The organism is Paenarthrobacter sp. NPDC092416 (assembly GCF_044755025.1).
Classification (GTDB): Bacteria; Actinomycetota; Actinomycetes; order Actinomycetales; family Micrococcaceae; genus Arthrobacter.
Window position 1 is genome coordinate 1 of record NZ_JBIVQG010000001.1, and the last position, 16,695, is coordinate 16,695.

A 16,695-nucleotide genomic window follows, 5' to 3' on the forward strand; every position below is an offset into this window, starting at 1 on the left:
CACTCCGCGGTCTCTTCCGGATCACGATCAGGCAGCTGGGCAGTCAACCCGCTGAGGATGTGTGAGGTCTCTTCTCCTGCAGCCACGTCCAACCTCTCTTCATTGAATGTCTGGGCGCTTGCTCTGTGGGGGCGCTCAAGGAATTTCGTATTGTGAGAATAAAATTCTGCAATTCGAGATTATCCGGGCTGATGGGTACCGTCAACACGAAGTCGCGAACTTCAACAGTCAACTGGGAAACCTCGTCGCAAGCAACCAAATGTGACCCTGCATACACGTCCGGCCCTTGACGTGACGTGACCTGAGTCATAGAGTTCTTTCACTATTCAATAACTTGTTTCCATATTGTGGAAACAGTACGAAGTGGAGATCCACGATGCAGACGACTTCATCAGTCGGCGTCACTGAGACTCCGGATGACCTAAAGGGTGGCCCCAACCACCCGGCAGTGGGTAACACAGCCCTCTGCGAGATCGCCTCCGAAGCCTCAGGCCGTATCATCAGTCCCAGCCTGTACAACATTGACCTCGCTCCCACCAAGGCCAAAGGCCGTAAGTGGACGAGCTACAGCATCTTTACCCTCTGGGCCAACGACGTCCACAGCCTGGGTAACTATGCCTTCGCGATCGGACTGTTCTCGCTCGGTTTGGGCGGCTGGCAGATCCTCGTAGCACTGGGTATCGGCGCCGTCCTGCTGTTCGCCCTGCTGAACTTCTCCGGGTTCATGGGACAAAAGACCGGCGTGCCCTTCCCTGTCATGAGCCGCATCAGCTTCGGCATCCGCGGTGCTCAGATTGCCAGCCTGGTCCGTGGCGCCGTCGCTGTCGCCTGGTTCGGTATCCAGACCTACCTGGCATCCGTAGTGCTTCGCGTCATGCTCGTCGCCATGGCCCCCGGTTTGAAGGACCTGGACAGCAACTCCCTCCTTGGCCTCTCGACACTTGGCTGGCTCTCCTTCGTAGCCCTGTGGATCGTGCAGTTGGTCATTGTCAGCTTCGGCATGGAAATGATCCGCAAGTACGAGGCCTTCGCAGGCCCCATCATCCTGGTGACCATGGCCGCGATCGCCGTGTGGGTCTTCATCGAGGCCGGCGGCGCTATCCAGTGGTCCGGCATCAAGGGCCTTGAAGGCACCGAGATGTGGCTGACCATCTTTGCCGGTGGCGCCCTCTGGGTATCCATCTACGGAACGTTCGTCCTGAACTTCTGCGACTTCACCCGGTCATCGACGTCCAAGAAGTCAATCGTCAAGGGCAACTTCTGGGGCATCCCCATCAACATGCTGGTCTTCGGTGCAATCGTGGTGATCATGGCCGGCGGTCAGTACAAGATCAACGGGACGGTCATCGAGAGCCCCTCGGACATTGTCCAGAGCATCCCGAACACGCTCCTGCTGGTGCTGGCTTGCCTTGCCCTGCTGATCCTGACCATCGCCGTGAACTTGATGGCGAACTTTGTGGCTCCGGTCTACGCGCTGACCAACCTCTTCCCGCGGCACCTGAACTTCCGCAAGGCGGCCTGGGTCAGCGGCACCATCGGCCTCATCATCCTGCCGTGGAACCTTTACAACAACCCGCTGGTGATCGTGTACTTCCTGGGCGGTCTTGGTGCACTCCTCGGCCCGCTCTTCGGCGTTGTGATGGCCGACTACTGGCTGATCCGCCGGGGCAAGGTCAACGTCCCCGAGCTTTACTCCGAGGATCCCAAGGGTGCCTACTTCTACAAGCGTGGCGTCAACCCCAGGGCGATCCTTGCCATGATTCCCGCCGCCGCGTTGGCTATCGCCATTGCGTTCATCCCGGCGCTGGCTGCGGCTGCACCCTTCGCCTGGTTCATCGGAGCGGGCGTTGCGGCACTCACGTACTTCGCTGTGGCTGACAAGAAGCAAGCCCACGAGGACGTCTCCGGCGAGCCGATCGCCGTCGCCAGCACCCACTGACAACCACCGCAATCAAGGTGCCGCCCGCCCTGCCCCAGTCACCCGGACTCCGGTCCCACTGGACCAAGGGCGGGCGCTGCCGTTGAGAGGAAACCATGCGCATCCTTGTCGCAAACGTGAACACCACCCAATCCATGACCGACTCCATTGCTGCCCAAGCCCGCGCCGCAGCCGCCCCGGGAACGGAAATCATCGGGATCACACCGCGCTTCGGCGCCGATTCCTGTGAGGGCAACTTCGAGAGCTACCTCGCCGCGATCGCCGTGATGGATGCGGTGGTCAACTACCCTGAACCCTTCGACGCAGTGATCCAGGCCGGTTACGGCGAGCACGGCCGCGAAGGATTGCAGGAACTCCTCGACGTCCCGGTGGTGGACATTACCGAGGCGGCCGCGAGTACGGCGATGTTCCTCGGCCACAAGTATTCGGTGGTCACCACCCTCGATCGTGCTGTCCCGCTGATCGAGGACCGCCTCAAGCTTGCCGGCCTGGAAGCGCGCTGCGCCTCTGTCCGGGCCAGCGGCATGGCCGTCCTTGAGCTTGAGGAGTACCCGGACCGCGCCGTCGAGGCCATTGTTGGCCAAGCCGAGGAAGCGGTGCTCAACGACAAGGCCGAGGTGATCGTGCTCGGTTGTGGCGGCATGGCCGGACTCGACGAACAGATCCGCCAGCGCACTGGTGTCCCGGTGGTCGATGGTGTCGCAGCGGCGGTCACGATTGCCGAATCGCTCGTACGGCTCGGGCTGACCACGTCCAAGGTCCGCACCTACGCCACGCCGCGTCCCAAGACTGTCATAGGCTGGCCAATAACCGCCGGCACGACTGGCGGAGCCCAAACTGCACCTCAATCCGCCGAGGCTCAGGCCGCCCGCTAACGGCAACATCCGAAAGGCAACACCATGACTGACTCCAGGCCGCCCGCAGACTACAGGGTCGCCGTCGTCACCGGGGCCGGTTCGGGCATCGGCAGGGCTGTTGCCCGGCTCATGCTCGCCGAAGGCTACCGCGTGGCTTTGGCCGGGCGCCGCGAGCCGCAGTTGCTTGAGACCGCCGACCGTCACCCGGACGCGCTGGTGGTGCCGTGCGACGTGACAGTGCCCGACGACGTCGCCCGCCTTTTCGCTGAGGTTCACCAACGCTGGGGGCGGGTGGATGTGCTGTTCAACAACGCGGGCATCTTTGGGCCCTCCGGCGACGTTGGCGAGATCGACGTTGACGAGTGGGAGGCCACGTTGCGCGTCAACGTGACCGGCTCCATGTTGTGTGCCGCCGAAGCCGTGCGGACCATGAAGGCCCAGGAGCCGCAGGGTGGCCGCATCATCAATAACGGCTCCATCTCTGCGCACTCACCGCGCCCCAGGTCTGTTGCGTACACCGTGACCAAGCATGCGATGACCGGACTGACCAAGAGCATCGAGCTGGATGGCCGTGAGTTCGGGATCACCTGCGGGCAGATCGACATCGGCAACACACGGACCGAAATCATGGACACCATCGGCGTTGGTTCGGGCGCGCTGCAGGCTGACGGCACCCGCCGTGTGGAACCCATGTTCCCCGTGGAGGACGCCGCCCGTGCGGTCCTGATGATGGCCAACATGCCTGCCTCGGCAAGCGTGGGTTCCCTCGTGGTTACGGCGGCGGGCATGCCCTTCGTGGGCCGCGGCTAGGTCGGCCGGAGCCTACGCGTGCCGTCCTGACCTTCTTTGCATCAACTTCGCCCACGACACGCCCCTATTTTGGGCGTGTCGTGGGCTTTTCCTTGTCAAAAGAGGTCAGGAAGCCTCCGCTACCAGCCTTTCCACCGAATGTGACTTTCCGCAATATGGAAATTCATTTTCCCCTTGCGGAATCGTGTGAGCGGGATTACATTGAAAACATCCCCCAAATGTGGGGCTGTTCCCAACTGATTGGTTCAGATCAATGAAGATCCCAGACTCTGCGGCGCTGAAGGCGAGTTCGGCCCCGCTGAAGAAGAAGCCACTGTACAAGTCGCTCTTCTTCCAAATCCTGATCGCCGTCGTCGCAGGTGTGCTCATCGGTCATTTCTGGCCGAATATCGGGTCCACCCTCCGGCCACTGGGCGATGGATTCATTCAACTCATCAAAATGATCATCGCTCCGCTGATTTTCCTCGTGATCGTCACGGGCATCTCGGCGGTCGGCGACGTCAAGGCGGTCGGAAGGGTCGGGGTCAAAGCCCTCCTGTACTTCACCGGCGCCACGCTTTTCGCCCTGGTCTTCGGACTCGTCGTCGGCAACATCGTTCAGCCCGGTTCCGGCCTGAACATCGATCCGTCAACGCTTTCCCAGGAAGCGCTTGATGCCAAGACCGGCCACGCAGTGCCCAAGGATGCGGCAGCGTTCATCCTGGATGTCATCCCCACCAGCGTCATCGGCGCCTTCGCGAACAACAGCCTCCTCCAGGTGCTGTTCTTCTCGGTCTTCTTCGGTGCTGCAATCGTGGTTATCGGCCGAGAGCGTTGCATGCCGGTCATCAGCCTCATGGAAACCGTCCTTGAACTGATCTTCAAGATCATGTCCTGGATCATGAAAGTGGCTCCCATTGGTGCTTTCGGTGCCATGGCGTTCATCATCGGCCAGTACGGCCTGGGCACGTTGGGCACGTATGCCTTGCTGATCGCCTCCTGCTACGGAGCGGCGATCGTCTTTATTGGCCTGCTGTTCCTGGTGGCCTGGGGCTTCGCCCGGGTTCCGTTGTGGCAGTTCCTGAAGTACACCCGCGAAGAATTCCTGCTGGCACTCGGCACAGCCTCCACGGAAGCCGTCATGCCGCGCATCATGACCAAGCTGACCAATGCCGGTTGCTCCCGTGCAACCACCGGATTGGTAGTCCCCACCGGCTACTCCTTCAACCTCGACGGCGCCGCGATCTACCTTTCGATCTCGCTGCTGTTCCTGGCCCAGGCGTTCGGCCACAACCTTGACCTCGGCCAGCAGTTGGCCGCACTCGGTGTGTTGCTCCTGACCTCCAAGGGCATGGCAGGTGTTCCGGGTTCATCCTTCCTGGCGCTCTCGGCTACGGCCGCCGCCCTCGGCATCTTCCCGGTTGCCGGCGTCGCACTCCTCCTCGGAGCCGACCGCCTCATGGACTCCATGCGGGTCGTCGTCAACTTGCTCGGAAACTGTGTGGCAACGTTCGTCGTCGCAAAGTGGGAAGGCCAGTTTGACCGTGATGTCATGGTCCGCGCTTTCAACGGCGAAATCACCAACGAGGATTCGGCCATCATGCTGGGCAAAGAAGAGATCTTCGAAGAGCAGGAACTCCAGCGGCTCAGCGGGGGTCAGAACCCCTCGCCGAAGTTCCGCGGCGGCCCCGCAGCGGACGATATCCCGCAGTTCGAGATGAGCAAGCCGGGACAAGCAACCACACCGGTCTGCCCCGACTAATCACACAAGTGAATGTGCAGCTGGTGCCCCTAAGACGCGGTCTTGGGGGCATCGGCCGTCCACAAACCGGTTACAGCGGAAGCAGGTCCGAAAGATCCGCACGCAGCCCGGACGCAGCCACCAAGTGGTTCGAAACAGCGTCCGCCCACGAGATCCGACCGGTCACCAATGAAAGCCATGTGTCGGCGTCGCACTCGATCACGTTCGGGGGAGTGCCCCGCGTGTGGCGGGGCCCCTCCACGCATTGCGTGACGCCAAACGGCGGGACGCGGACCTCCACCGAATTGCCGGGCGCGCGGGCGGTGACTTCCTCAAGCGAGAAGCGGACCGCCGTCGCAATTAATGAGCGCGACGGCGGTGTCCCCGCCTCGGCGCCAGGAGCTTGGCCACGCGAGGGGCCGACGGCGGTCAGCCAGGCCGCCAGTGCGGCGCGGCCCTCTTCGACGTCAATGCGTCGGCGTGCAACAGCCATGACACAGCCTTTCCTTTTCTATTTGGTGCCTGGTTCTACCGAGCGATCAGTTCAGCCGAGCAAAGCCGACACAGCGTGCCCCAAACGGATCTTGCCCACTGGCCGCCCACCGCCAAGTACCGGCTCAACCACTTTCTCCAGGACGCTCGAGACGCCGGGGATGTCCAACGCCCCGCTCACGGCAAGCAGCGTCAGGCCCACCAGCGCGGTGGCCCGGAAGTTGCCATCCAGCATCTTGACGGCCGCAGTGGCCCCCGTCTGCGTGGCCAGGACCAGCACTCCCTCAGCGCCACCCTTGGCCAGGACGTCGAGCTCTTCCATGACGATCGTGTTGGATTCGCCCTTGCCTTGGACGGCCCACGGATAGTCGAGCATGGAGGTGGCGATAGTGGCGGCGCGGGCATTGGAAGAGGGATCGCCCGGTGACTTGGCCAGCCGCGAATAGGCCCGGGCCAGGCCGGTCAGCGAGATCGCTGCAACCGGAGCACCGCAGCCGTCGATTCCCAGATGCGAAATGGATTCCCCGCTGTACTCCTCGATCACTCCCCGCACCCGCTGCTGGAGGGGGTGGTTCGGCTCAAGATAGCTGCGGGTGTCCCAGCCGTTCTCCGTGCACGCCCAAAGGAACGCGGCGTGCTTCCCGGAGCAGTTGGAAGCGAGCTTGGACATGCCGCGTTCGGAGCGCACCAGCCAGTTGCGCGCAGTTTCATCCTGCGGCCAGGCGGTGGGGCATTGGAGCTGCTCTTCGCGGATGCCGGCTGCCTTGAGCATTCCTTCCACCACATCCATGTGGTCCAGGGATCCGGTGTGGCTGCCGCACGCCACGGCAACCTGGGCGCCGCGGAGCGGAACGCCGGACTGCATGGATGCCAAGGCCTGGAAAGGCTTCAGGGTGGAGCGCGCGAAGATGGGGGCTGCGATGTCGCCCAGCTGTGTGACAACCGAGCCGTCTCCGGACAGGACAACGGCCGCGCCGATGTGCCGGGATTCGATAAAGCCACTGCGTTCGATCACGGCCAGTTCGACTGCGGATTCAACGTTGAACGTTTCATGGGAACTCAGTGGCATGAGGCCAGTCTAGGGCGCGGCGGGGCAGATCCCGGGTCATCCCATGCCCGGGGAGCGACACAGCTTAGGACGGGGTGCCCTTCACAAAGTACCCTTGAAGACTGTGAAGGTACTCGTCATTGGCCCAGGCGGCCGCGAACACGCCATTGTCCGCTCTCTGCTTGAAGATCCCAACGTTTCCGAGGTCCACGCGGCCCCGGGTAACGCAGGCATCAGCAAACTCGTTCCCACCCACGCGATTGACGGGAACAACCCGGAAGCCGTGTCCGCCCTCGCCACCAAGCTGGCAGTGGACCTGGTGGTCGTCGGACCGGAAGCCCCGCTTGCCGCGGGTGTCTCCGACGCCGTCCGGGAAGCCGGTATCCCGGTCTTCGGTCCCAGCAAGGAAGCAGCCCAGCTGGAAGCCTCCAAGGCCTTCGCCAAGCAGATCATGGCTGAAGCCGGCGTTCCCACGGCGATGGCCCGCGTGGCCACGAACGCTGAGGAAGCTGCAGACGCACTGGACACCTTCGGCGCTCCGCACGTGGTGAAGGACGACGGCCTGGCCGCCGGCAAGGGCGTTGTGGTCACCAACGACCGCGACGAAGCCCTGGCCCACGCCCAGGCATGCTTCGACGCCGGTGGAACGGTAGTCATCGAGGAATTCCTTGACGGCCCTGAGGTCTCCCTGTTCGTCCTCTGCGACGGCCGCACCACCGTCCCGTTGTCCCCGGCGCAGGACTTCAAGCGCATTTTCGACAATGACGAAGGCCCCAACACTGGTGGCATGGGCGCGTACACACCGCTCGAATGGGCTCCCGAGGGGCTGGTCCAGGAAGTCATCGACCGCGTGGCACAGCCCACTGTGGACGAGATGGCCCGCCGCGGCACCCCGTTCATCGGCGTGTTGTACTGCGGACTTGCCCTGACGTCGCGCGGCACACGCGTCATCGAGTTCAATGTCCGCTTCGGCGACCCCGAAACGCAAGCCGTTCTGGCACGACTCAAGACGCCGCTCGGCGCGCTGCTCCTGGCAGCTGCCAAGGGCGAACTGGATACCGCAGAAGAGCTGCGCTGGTCCAAGGACACGGCAGTCGCCGTCGTCGTTGCCGCCGAAAACTACCCGGACACGCCCCGCACGGGCGATCGCATCCGCGGCCTGAAGAAGGTGGACGAGCTTGACGGCGTCCACGTAGTCCACGCCGGCACCGCGCTGGATGAGGAAGGCAAGGTCGTCTCGGCCGGCGGCCGCGTCCTGGCGGTTGTCGCGCTCGGTTCCGATCTGGTGGAGGCCCGCGAAAAGGCGTACGACGGCGTCGAGCTGGTTCAGCTTGAAGGCTCGCAGTTCCGCACGGACATCGGAGGCAAGGCCGCGCGCGGCGAAATCCGCGTGCCCTACGCAGCCACCGGAACCATCCCGAAAGTACAGGCCTGAGCATGACTGAAAGCACTCCCGGCGGCCTCGAGACCGAGGCCCTGCAACTTCCCGGTTGGACGCACGTCTACTCCGGCAAGGTCCGCGACCTGTACGTTCCGGCCGATGAATCCATCACCGAAAGGTTCGGCCAGGAATGCGTCCTGGTGGTCGCCAGCGACCGCATCAGCGCGTACGACCACGTCCTGAGCAGCGAAATCCCGGACAAGGGCCGCATTCTCACGCAGCTCAGCCTCTGGTGGTTTGATCAGCTGGACGTAGAGCACCACGTGTTGGCTTCCACTGTGGAGGGCGGCGTTCCTGCCGCCGTCCAGGGCCGTGCCATGATCTGCAAGAAGCTGGACATGTTCCCGGTGGAATGCATTGCCCGGGGGTACCTCACTGGTTCAGGCCTGGCTGAGTACAAGCACTCCCGTACGGTCTGTGAGATCCCCCTGCCGGAGGGCCTCGTGGATGGATCCCGGCTGGAGAAGGCTTTGTTCACCCCGTCGGCCAAGGCCGAGGTTGGCGAGCACGACGAAAACATCACTTACGACGACGTCGTAGCCATGGTGGGCGACGACATCGCGGCCCGCCTCAGCGAACTCACATTGAAGATCTACACCCGTGCCGAGGAAATCGCCCGTGAACGCGGCATCATCCTCGCCGATACCAAGGTGGAGTTCGGAATTGACGCAGCTACTGGCATCATCACCCTGGGCGACGAAGTCCTGACTCCGGATTCCTCGCGGTTCTGGGATGCGTCCACGTATGCGCCGGGCCAGTCGCAGCCCTCGTACGACAAGCAGTACGTCCGTGACTGGCTGACCTCCGCCGAGTCCGGTTGGGACAAGGCCTCGGACACTCCGCCGCCGGCACTTCCTGCCGACGTCGTGGACCGCACGCGCGCCCGCTACGTCGAGGCGTATGAGAAGCTGACGGGCCGCACGTTCGCGTAGGTCCCACCCAACTAAGTCGCAGTAGAGCGCGTTTTGACCGCTCAAAACGTGCTCTACTGCGACTTAGTTGGGTCTAGCTGGCCTCGGAATGTTCCTTTGCGGCGCGGCGCTCGGCCAACCGGATTTCCAGGACAGCGTCCATTGCTTGCTGCACCCGGTCCGAGGCTCCAGCGGCGCTGAAATCGTGCTGTGCTTCTTCCAGGTAATGCAGGGCTTCGGTCGACTCGCCGGCTGCCTTGAGAGACTTGCCCAGGAGCAGCGAGACTTCGCCGGCCGTGTGCCGTGCCAGGACCTTGCGGTCCTCGTAGATTTCGCGGAGCTTGGACACTGCGGCCGGAATGTCACCTGTCAAGTACAGCCAGCGGGCGCGGATGAACGCGACCTCAAGCTGGTCCGTCTTGTTTCCGCCCACGATCGACAAAGCGAGTTCGGCGCGTTCAATGGAAGAAAGCGTCTCCGGTTCCACGATCCCGGAGGACAAGCGGACCGCCGCCGAGGCCTTGTTAAAGCGGGCCCAAAGTTCGATGTCGTTGGCGGGGGAGAGAAGCTTGGCAGCGCGCTCGTGGTGCTTGATGCCTTCAATGTAGTCGTGCCGCATGAAAGCGACGTTCCCCACCACCCAGGCGACCTCGCCGGCCAGTTGCGACATGGAGTGCTCGTCCATGTGCTCGATCATGGCCAGGCAATACGTCCACGCTTCGTCGAGCTTGCCGCTTTCGGCCAACGCGCCGATCAGTGCACGGTGCGCACCGATGATCAGCGTGGATCCTTTGGGCAGTTGCTCGCTCAGCTTTACTGCCTGCTTCGCATGCTCGACGGCGGTAGCCAGTTGGCCTTGGCCGTGGCACACAGCGGCAAGCATCTGCCAGGCACGAACACCCAGGCCGGCGGATTCCGTGGCCATGGGGTGCTCCAGCAGATGCTCGACGATTTGCTGGCATTCCTTCAACATGCCCTGCTTCATCACGCATTCTGCCTGCATGTACGTCATGTTCCACCAAGCGCTGTTGTTCTTGGCCTCCAGGGCGATCTGCGCTGCGGTGGCGGCGTGGCTGGCTGCCAGTTGGTAGTCCCTCAAGTCCCAGGCCTGCCGGGCGTAAAGCCCCGCCAGCACGTACTCGGCGTCGCTGATGGATACCGGCTGACTCCAGGCCTCCAGTGCCTTGGGGGCCAACTCCAGCCGCCGTGCGAGCTCCTCGATGACCTCAGCAGTGGGCTCACGTCGGCCGGTTTCAAGCAATGAAATATAGCTCGGCGAGTACAGGTTCTTGCCCAACTCTGCCTGCGTCAACCCACGTTCGAGCCGTTCGGCACGTAGCTTCTCGCCGAATCCGTTTCCCACGGGGTCCCTCCTACAGGTGTCTTTTTCACCAAAACCTTGACAGTCTCTGTGGAAAACATTTTACAATGTATGTCAACAGGGACCGCGCAATTTCCGTAACGAATCCGACTCGCATTGGGGAAAACTATGTTCAAGAAAATCGCTGCTTCAGTCGCTTTGGCAGGCGCTGTGGCATTCACGGCCGCGGCTCCCGCGATCATGTCCGCTGCTTCGGCAGTGGACTCCGGCTCTACCGTAAGTGCAATTGGCAACTGGCCCGACCCCATGCGGGCCAGCACCACAACCACACCGACCAAGACAACCGACACCACGTACACCACGTCGTCCATCGGCAACTGGCCGGATCCTATGTAAACAATTGAATTGAAGAGAAACCCCGGAGCGTGACGAGCGACGCTCCGGGGTTTCTCATTTCCACCGAAAGTTTGGTGGCCGGCCCCCTGAACCTGACACCAGCTGAACGGGGCGGATAACGCAAAGAGGGCCTTCCGAATGGAAGACCCTCTTTGTTTTGGTCGGGATGACAGGATTTGAACCTGCGACCTCTTCGTCCCGAACGAAGCGCGCTACCAAGCTGCGCTACATCCCGATCCGCTGCGAAAGCAACTGTTCAAGAATAGCTGAAACGGCCCGTGATGCGAAATCGAGGAGGGCGTGTCGCTGGTCACAACGGCCGCTTCGCCCCGGCACCCCCGGCCCAGCGCCGGGTCAGACGAGCGAGTCCCGCCAGGCGCCGTGCAACTGGGCGAATCGGCCGCCACCACTGATCAGCTCAGCAGGCGTTCCGTCCTCCACAATGCGGCCATCGTGCACCACGAGGACCCGGTCTGCGGTCTCTACGGTGGACAAGCGGTGCGCGATGATGATGGCTGTCCGGGCAGCATCGCCACCCGCGACACCCTCCAACAGGTTGGCGAGTCCTTGCTGGACCATGCGTTCCGAGGGAATGTCCAAGGAGGACGTCGCTTCATCGAGGATCAGGACCGCGGGCGCGGCCAGGAACGCGCGGGCGAAGCCGATCAATTGCCGCTGGCCAGCAGAGACACGTCCGCCACGCTTGTTGACGTCCGTGTCGTAGCCGTCCGGCAGGCTCGTGATGAACTCGTGGGCTCCCACGGTCTGGGCTGCTGCTTCGATTTCCCCGCGGCTTGCCTCGGGGCGGCCCAGCGCGATGTTGTCCGCTACCGATCCGCTGAACAGGAACGCTTCCTGGGTCACCATCACTACTGCACGGCGCAGGTCTGTGGTGGATAGGTCCCGCAGATCAATTCCGTCCAGGCGGATGGAGCCGGACGTGACGTCGTAGAAGCGCGCCAGAAGCTTGGCCAGGGTGGATTTCCCTGCGCCGGTCTGCCCCACCAAAGCTACGGTCTGGCCGGCGGGAATGTGCAGGTCCATCGTGGGGACCACCAGCTTGCCGTCGCCGTAGCCGAACTCCACGTTGCTGAAGTCGATCTCGCCGCTGGAGCTCCTGAGTGGCACCGGGGTCTTTGGCGGACGAACGGTGGGGATCTCTTCCAGGAGGCCCGAGACCTTCTCCAGTGCAGCCTGCGCACTCTGGAAGGAGTTGTAGAACATGGCCATCTGGTCCACGGGCTGGAAGAAGCGCTTGGTGGAAAGGATGAGTGCCAGCAGGACACCGACAGCGAGGTCGCCGCCCAGGACCCGGAAGCCACCAAACAACAGCACGACGGCGACGCAGACGTTGCCGATCAGCACCAGTCCCGGTTGGAAAATGCCGTTGAGGTTGATGGAGCGGACAGTGTTCTTGCGGTAGTCCTCAGCCAGTTGGCCGTACTGCCCGGCGTTCTCGCGCTCCTTGCGGAAGGCCTTTACTGCCCGGATGCCGGTCATGGTTTCCACGAAGTGCACGATCAGCCGCGCTGACACCACACGGGACTCCCGGAATGCGATCTGCGAGTGCTTCTGGTACCAGCGGGCCAGGAAGAACATCGGAACGCCGGCCGCGAGCATGATCAGGCCCGTGCGCCAGTCCAAGGCGAACACGGTGAAAGCCGTGAACAGCATGAACAGCATCCCCGAAGCCAGCGAGCTTACTCCTGAGTCGAGCAGTTCCCGGAGGGCTTCAAGGTCGGAGGTCTGGCGCGCGATGATGCGGCCGGACGTGTACTTCTCGTGGAACTCCAGGCTCAAACGCTGGGTGTGCCTGAAGACGCGGAGTCGCAGATCCAGGAGCATTGCCTGGCTCAGGCGCGCAGTGGAGGTCACGTAAAGGGCGGTCATTCCTGCAGTGGCGATGGCCGCAGCCAAGTACAACGCACCGGCCAGGACCAACGGGAAATTATCGCCCGCCTGCAACGCTGGGAGCGCGTTGTCGATGCCGAACGCGATCAGCGCCGGCCCCGCTACGCGGGTCAGTTGGCTGACGATCACCATGGCGATTGTCAGCCAGAAACGCAACCGTACAGGGCGGATCAGCGAGGCAAGCAAGGCAAGTGACCGGCGTCGTACGGCTTTGCTGTCCGCTTTGGTGAGAAGCGTGTTGTCTTCGTTCGCGGTTCCAAAAGTGGTGGAGCTCATCGGCGGGCCTCCTGGGCGTTCTCGAGCTCGTCCAATTCGCTGTCCAGGTCCTTCGGGCCGGTATCCAGGCTCGCGATCACGTAGCGGTAATGGTCGTTCTCTGCCAGCAGTTCCGTATGGGTCCCGACGGCGGTGATGGTCCCGTTTTCGAGCAAAGCCACCCGGTCCGCCAAGGCCACAGTGGAGGGCCGGTGGGCGACGATCAGCGTGGTGGTCTGGTTCAGGACCTCCCGCAGCCGGGCCTCCACCCGTTCCTCGGTATTGACGTCCAAAGCGGAGAGGGGGTCGTCCAGCACCAGGACCTTGGGCTTGGCTGCGATGGCCCGGGCAAGCGCGATTCGTTGGCGCTGGCCACCGGACAGGCTCAGCCCTTCCTCGCCAATCAGTGTGTCCACGCCGTCAGGGAGTGAGTATGCGAAGTGGGCCTGTGCGACGTCCAGGGCTTCATCCAGCGCGGCATCGCTGGGGTCCGGGGCGCCGAGCAGGACGTTGTCCCGGACCGAGCTGGAGAACAGCGTTGTGTCCTCGAACGCCACGGCTACCGCGGACCGGAGGGCTTCGAGATCGAAGTCCCGCACGTTGACGCCGTCGATCGTCACGGCACCCTCGGTCACGTCGTACAAGCGGGGGACGAGTTGCAACAGGGCGCTCTTGCCACTGCCCGTGATGCCCACAAGGGCCATGGTTTCGCCGGGACGGACGTCCAACGTGATGTCCCGCAGGAGCCGACCGCCGTCGTCGAATCCAAAACCAGCTTGCTCAAAGCGCAAAGCGCCCTGCACGGCTGCCGGGACCGCGGCCTGCTCGGGCGAGGTGATGGTGTTCGCTGTATCCATGACTTCGAAGTGGCGGTCCAGTGCCGTCTTGGCCGTCAGCGCCATGGCCAGAAGCATGCCCGAGAATTCCACGGGAGCTGCCACTACCGCGGCAGTCGCGAAGAACGCGACCAGCGATCCGATGCTCAACTGCCCACTCGCTGCGAGCATGATGCCGACCACCAGGCCGACGCCGAGTGCCAGTTCCGGAAGGAGCGTCACCACCAGCGTGAAGCTGGCTTGCTGCTTTGCCTTCGCGATTTCGGTTTGGCGCAGTTCCTCCGCCTGGCCATTGAAGTTCTCCAGCGCCTCGCGGCTGCGGCCAAATGCCTTCAAGACGCGGATGCCGTGGACGGATTCCTCCACGGTGGTGGCGAGATCGCCGGCCTGGTCCTGGCTCAGACGCGTGACCAGGCTGAAGCGCCGACGGAAACGGAACGAGTAGATCATGATCGGTACAGCTGCTGCCAGGAAGATCAGGGCCAGCTGCCAGCTCATGGAAAACATGACGGCCACGCCGATGATCACCGTCAGCGTGGTGACCACCAGCATGATCGCGCCGAATGCCATCCAGCGGCGCAGGAAGCTGAGGTCCGTCATGGCGCGCGAGAGCAGTTGCCCGGATCCCCAACGGTCATGGAACGAGACCGTGAGTTGCTGCAGGTGTCCATAGAGGGACACCCGCATTTTCGTTTCCACTGTGGTGGCCGGGTTGATAACGAACTGCCGGCGCAAGGCCACCAGTCCTGCTTCCGCCACACCAAGGACAAGGATGACGACGGCGGCAGCCCAGACTGCGCCCGTGTCGCCACCGGGTTGGAGCGAGTCGTTGATAAGGACACGCAGGACCTGTGGGATGGCCAAGGCCACGATGCTGGCCAGCAGGGCGCAGATGAGGCCCATGAAAAGCCGGGGGAGTATGGGCCGTACGTGGGGGTACAAGCGGCCGACGGATGTGAAGAATGACGATTGTTTGGACATGCCCGCTTCTCAACAGCTGGATCTTCAGATGGTGCGGAGGTAGTTTCCCGTAGCAACTACCCTATGCCATGAGGTGATTCGTTTCACAGGACCACACTTTGCTATGTGGAAAGTTCCTGACAGTTATTGAGATTCGTAATGGTGCTAGGTTGCGTCGGACTGCCGGCCCCGTAGATCACCGCCCCGACCCGCCGGCCGACGGGAGCCGCAAAAGAAAGATGCGTTGGCGTCCAGCGAACAGGCACTTATCCACAGGTCGAAATGCGGGACTTTGTAGGACTGACATGGACTGTTAGCCTAGCTCCGCTTTACGAAACTGGAAATTCACAAATTACGTTAGGTTGGGGAATGCGTAAGAGAACTACACTTGCTGCTGTCATAGCGGTGGCCGCGTCGGCGGTGCTGATGGCGCCGGCGGCCAACGCCTCCGCGTCACATCATGGCCTGGATCCGGTATCGTCGGGCTGCGCTTCAGGCGCATATGTTGTCTCGACTTGGAACATGGTCAATCAAAAATACAACCAAGTGCAAGGCAAGATTCAGCTCATGTACTCGCCAGCATGCCAGACCAATTGGGTTAACCTGTACGGCAACGTTTCCGGAAATTACTATAATGCCGGAATTTTCGTGGGCACGGTCCCTGGCGGCAGTATGCGCGCCGGTGTCACCAACGTTGGTACTGACTACTCCAACATGGTGTACGCACCTGGCAGTACGTGCGTGACAGTTGGTTCAAGCATTACGGATATTGCTAGCGGTGTCGTTGAAATGAACAACTCGCGAACCTTCTGCTGAGTTTGCTGAGGGCGTCGTAGGGCCCGAGTCCGCCGGGCTCTACGACGTGAGCGTCAGCAGAACCGCTTCGGGGCGACACGCGATGCGGACCGGGGCGAAGCGTGAGGTGCCGATACCGCCCGAGACGTTCACCGGCGTCGTGAATCCATCGCTTTCCCAATCGTGGAGGCCCTTGGCGCGCCACGTGGGGAGGTCGCAATTGGAGACGAGCGCACCGTAGCCGGGGATGCAGATCTGGCCGCCGTGAGTGTGTCCGGCCAAGATCAGATCGGCTTCTGCCTCCGTGAAATGGTCCAGTACCCGCTGATACGGGGCGTGGATGACGGCGACCCTCAGGTGAGGACGGGCGTCCTGGTTCACTGTGCCGCGCGGCCACCCCGCGTACCGTTCACGCTTCAGGTGAGGATCGTCCACGCCGGAGAAGTCGAAACGCAGACCGTTCAGCACTACGGACTGGTGCCGGTTGGTGAGGTCCACCCAGCCAGCCATGCCGAAAGCGGAACGCAGCCTGGGCCAATCCAGTTTGATGGGATCGTTCCTGAGCGTGGAAGGCCCACGGAAGTACCCGGCAGGATTCTTGATCCGTGGTGCGTAGTAGTCGTTGGACCCGGGGACGAAAACACCCGGGAACTCCATCAACGGGCGGAGCGCGCTGATCAACGGATCGATCGCCTTGACGTGGCTCAGGTTGTCGCCGGTGTTGACCACCAGGTCTGGCTTCAAGTCAGCCAAGGACTGCAACCACTGGGTCTTCTTGTCCTGACCGGGAACGAAGTGGATATCGCTCAAGTGCAGGACCCTTAGCGGGTTGGAACCCTCCGGCAAGATGGCGAGAGTTTCGTGGCGGACCTCGAACTGGTCCTTTTCCCACCAACCATAGGCCGCCGCTGCTGCACCCACTGTCACGCCGAGTGCAGAAGTAACGGCGAAACCGCGCCCGACAATGCGGACGCGGTTTGCCAGTGAATCACCGAAGGACACG

At 62.6% G+C, this 16,695-nt stretch carries 14 protein-coding genes and 1 tRNA gene; 8 read left to right on the plus strand and 7 right to left on the minus strand.

From position 1 onward, the window contains the following. Positions 1-376 precede the first annotated feature (376 nt). From ACIQC5_RS00005 to ACIQC5_RS00020, 4 genes are all read left to right on the plus strand, one after another. The gene (locus ACIQC5_RS00005; RefSeq protein WP_400277525.1) at positions 377-1,939 is read left to right on the plus strand and encodes an NCS1 family nucleobase:cation symporter-1; all 1,563 of its coding nucleotides are present in this window, start codon (positions 377-379) and stop codon (positions 1,937-1,939) included. A 95-nt stretch (positions 1,940-2,034) separates the two neighbouring features. Further along, positions 2,035-2,814: an aspartate/glutamate racemase family protein gene (locus ACIQC5_RS00010; protein ID WP_400277526.1), complete on the plus strand. Its 780-nt coding sequence runs from the start codon at positions 2,035-2,037 to the stop codon at positions 2,812-2,814. Positions 2,815-2,838: 24 nt separating this feature from the next. Continuing rightward, positions 2,839-3,606 (plus strand): SDR family oxidoreductase, encoded by a 768-nt coding sequence (locus ACIQC5_RS00015; protein ID WP_400277527.1) that lies wholly within the window; start codon positions 2,839-2,841, stop codon positions 3,604-3,606. A gap of 253 nt (positions 3,607-3,859) precedes the next feature. Continuing rightward, entirely contained in the window at positions 3,860-5,347 is a 1,488-nt protein-coding gene (locus ACIQC5_RS00020) for a cation:dicarboxylate symporter family transporter (RefSeq protein ID WP_400277529.1), read from the plus strand. A gap of 70 nt (positions 5,348-5,417) precedes the next feature. Here ACIQC5_RS00020 and ACIQC5_RS00025 read toward each other — a convergent pair whose 3' ends face one another. Further along, positions 5,418-5,819, minus strand: coding sequence for a sterol carrier family protein (locus ACIQC5_RS00025; RefSeq protein WP_400277531.1), 402 nt, complete (start codon positions 5,817-5,819; stop codon positions 5,418-5,420). A gap of 51 nt (positions 5,820-5,870) precedes the next feature. Further along, positions 5,871-6,887 carry an asparaginase gene (locus ACIQC5_RS00030; protein WP_400277532.1) on the minus strand — a complete coding sequence of 339 codons (1,017 nt, stop codon included), beginning with the start codon at positions 6,885-6,887 and terminating at the stop codon, positions 5,871-5,873. Positions 6,888-6,990: 103 nt separating this feature from the next. On the opposite strand from ACIQC5_RS00030, the gene purD reads away from it, so the two are divergent. Continuing rightward, on the plus strand, positions 6,991-8,301 hold the full coding sequence (gene purD, locus ACIQC5_RS00035) for a phosphoribosylamine--glycine ligase (RefSeq protein ID WP_400278656.1): 1,311 nt from the start codon (positions 6,991-6,993) through the stop codon (positions 8,299-8,301). A 2-nt stretch (positions 8,302-8,303) separates the two neighbouring features. Next, positions 8,304-9,239 carry a phosphoribosylaminoimidazolesuccinocarboxamide synthase gene (locus ACIQC5_RS00040; RefSeq protein ID WP_400277533.1) on the plus strand — a complete coding sequence of 312 codons (936 nt, stop codon included), beginning with the start codon at positions 8,304-8,306 and terminating at the stop codon, positions 9,237-9,239. Positions 9,240-9,312: 73 nt separating this feature from the next. On the opposite strand, the gene ACIQC5_RS00045 is transcribed toward ACIQC5_RS00040, so the two are convergent. Further along, a complete protein-coding gene (locus ACIQC5_RS00045) occupies positions 9,313-10,581 on the minus strand; it encodes a helix-turn-helix domain-containing protein (protein WP_400277534.1) in 1,269 nt (422 codons plus the stop codon). Between the two features lie 126 nt (positions 10,582-10,707). On the opposite strand from ACIQC5_RS00045, the gene ACIQC5_RS00050 reads away from it, so the two are divergent. Beyond that, complete coding sequence (locus ACIQC5_RS00050) at positions 10,708-10,935, plus strand: hypothetical protein (protein ID WP_400277535.1); 228 nt, start codon at positions 10,708-10,710, stop codon at positions 10,933-10,935. 158 nt (positions 10,936-11,093) lie between these two features. Here the strand turns inward: ACIQC5_RS00050 and ACIQC5_RS00055 are convergent. The 3 genes from ACIQC5_RS00055 to ACIQC5_RS00065 form a co-directional block, all read right to left on the minus strand. After that, positions 11,094-11,170 (minus strand) — tRNA-Pro (locus ACIQC5_RS00055). Positions 11,171-11,289: 119 nt separating this feature from the next. After that, a complete protein-coding gene (locus ACIQC5_RS00060) occupies positions 11,290-13,122 on the minus strand; it encodes an ABC transporter ATP-binding protein (protein ID WP_400277536.1) in 1,833 nt (610 codons plus the stop codon). Continuing rightward, positions 13,119-14,918: an ABC transporter ATP-binding protein gene (locus tag ACIQC5_RS00065; RefSeq protein ID WP_400277538.1), complete on the minus strand. Its 1,800-nt coding sequence runs from the start codon at positions 14,916-14,918 to the stop codon at positions 13,119-13,121. The genes ACIQC5_RS00060 and ACIQC5_RS00065 overlap by 4 nt, the downstream gene beginning before the upstream one ends. A 348-nt stretch (positions 14,919-15,266) precedes the next feature. On the opposite strand from ACIQC5_RS00065, the gene ACIQC5_RS00070 reads away from it, so the two are divergent. Next, positions 15,267-15,713 (plus strand): DUF2690 domain-containing protein, encoded by a 447-nt coding sequence (locus ACIQC5_RS00070; protein WP_400277539.1) that lies wholly within the window; start codon positions 15,267-15,269, stop codon positions 15,711-15,713. 39 nt (positions 15,714-15,752) lie between these two features. Here the strand turns inward: ACIQC5_RS00070 and ACIQC5_RS00075 are convergent, their stop codons facing one another. After that, positions 15,753-16,694 (minus strand): metallophosphoesterase, encoded by a 942-nt coding sequence (locus ACIQC5_RS00075; RefSeq protein WP_400277541.1) that lies wholly within the window; start codon positions 16,692-16,694, stop codon positions 15,753-15,755. Position 16,695 lies beyond the last annotated feature (1 nt).

Coding starts and splice junctions, on each gene's coding strand:
- ACIQC5_RS00005 (WP_400277525.1), top strand. CDS start 377: ATGCAGACGACTTCATCAGTCGGCGTCACTGAGACTCCGGATGACCTA.
- ACIQC5_RS00010 (WP_400277526.1), top strand. CDS start 2,035: ATGCGCATCCTTGTCGCAAACGTGAACACCACCCAATCCATGACCGAC.
- ACIQC5_RS00015 (WP_400277527.1), top strand. CDS start 2,839: ATGACTGACTCCAGGCCGCCCGCAGACTACAGGGTCGCCGTCGTCACC.
- ACIQC5_RS00020 (WP_400277529.1), top strand. CDS start 3,860: ATGAAGATCCCAGACTCTGCGGCGCTGAAGGCGAGTTCGGCCCCGCTG.
- ACIQC5_RS00025 (WP_400277531.1), bottom strand. CDS start 5,819: ATGGCTGTTGCACGCCGACGCATTGACGTCGAAGAGGGCCGCGCCGCA.
- ACIQC5_RS00030 (WP_400277532.1), bottom strand. CDS start 6,887: ATGCCACTGAGTTCCCATGAAACGTTCAACGTTGAATCCGCAGTCGAA.
- ACIQC5_RS00040 (WP_400277533.1), top strand. CDS start 8,304: ATGACTGAAAGCACTCCCGGCGGCCTCGAGACCGAGGCCCTGCAACTT.
- ACIQC5_RS00050 (WP_400277535.1), top strand. CDS start 10,708: ATGTTCAAGAAAATCGCTGCTTCAGTCGCTTTGGCAGGCGCTGTGGCA.
- ACIQC5_RS00060 (WP_400277536.1), bottom strand. CDS start 13,122: ATGAGCTCCACCACTTTTGGAACCGCGAACGAAGACAACACGCTTCTC.
- ACIQC5_RS00065 (WP_400277538.1), bottom strand. CDS start 14,918: ATGTCCAAACAATCGTCATTCTTCACATCCGTCGGCCGCTTGTACCCC.
- ACIQC5_RS00070 (WP_400277539.1), top strand. CDS start 15,267: ATGCGTAAGAGAACTACACTTGCTGCTGTCATAGCGGTGGCCGCGTCG.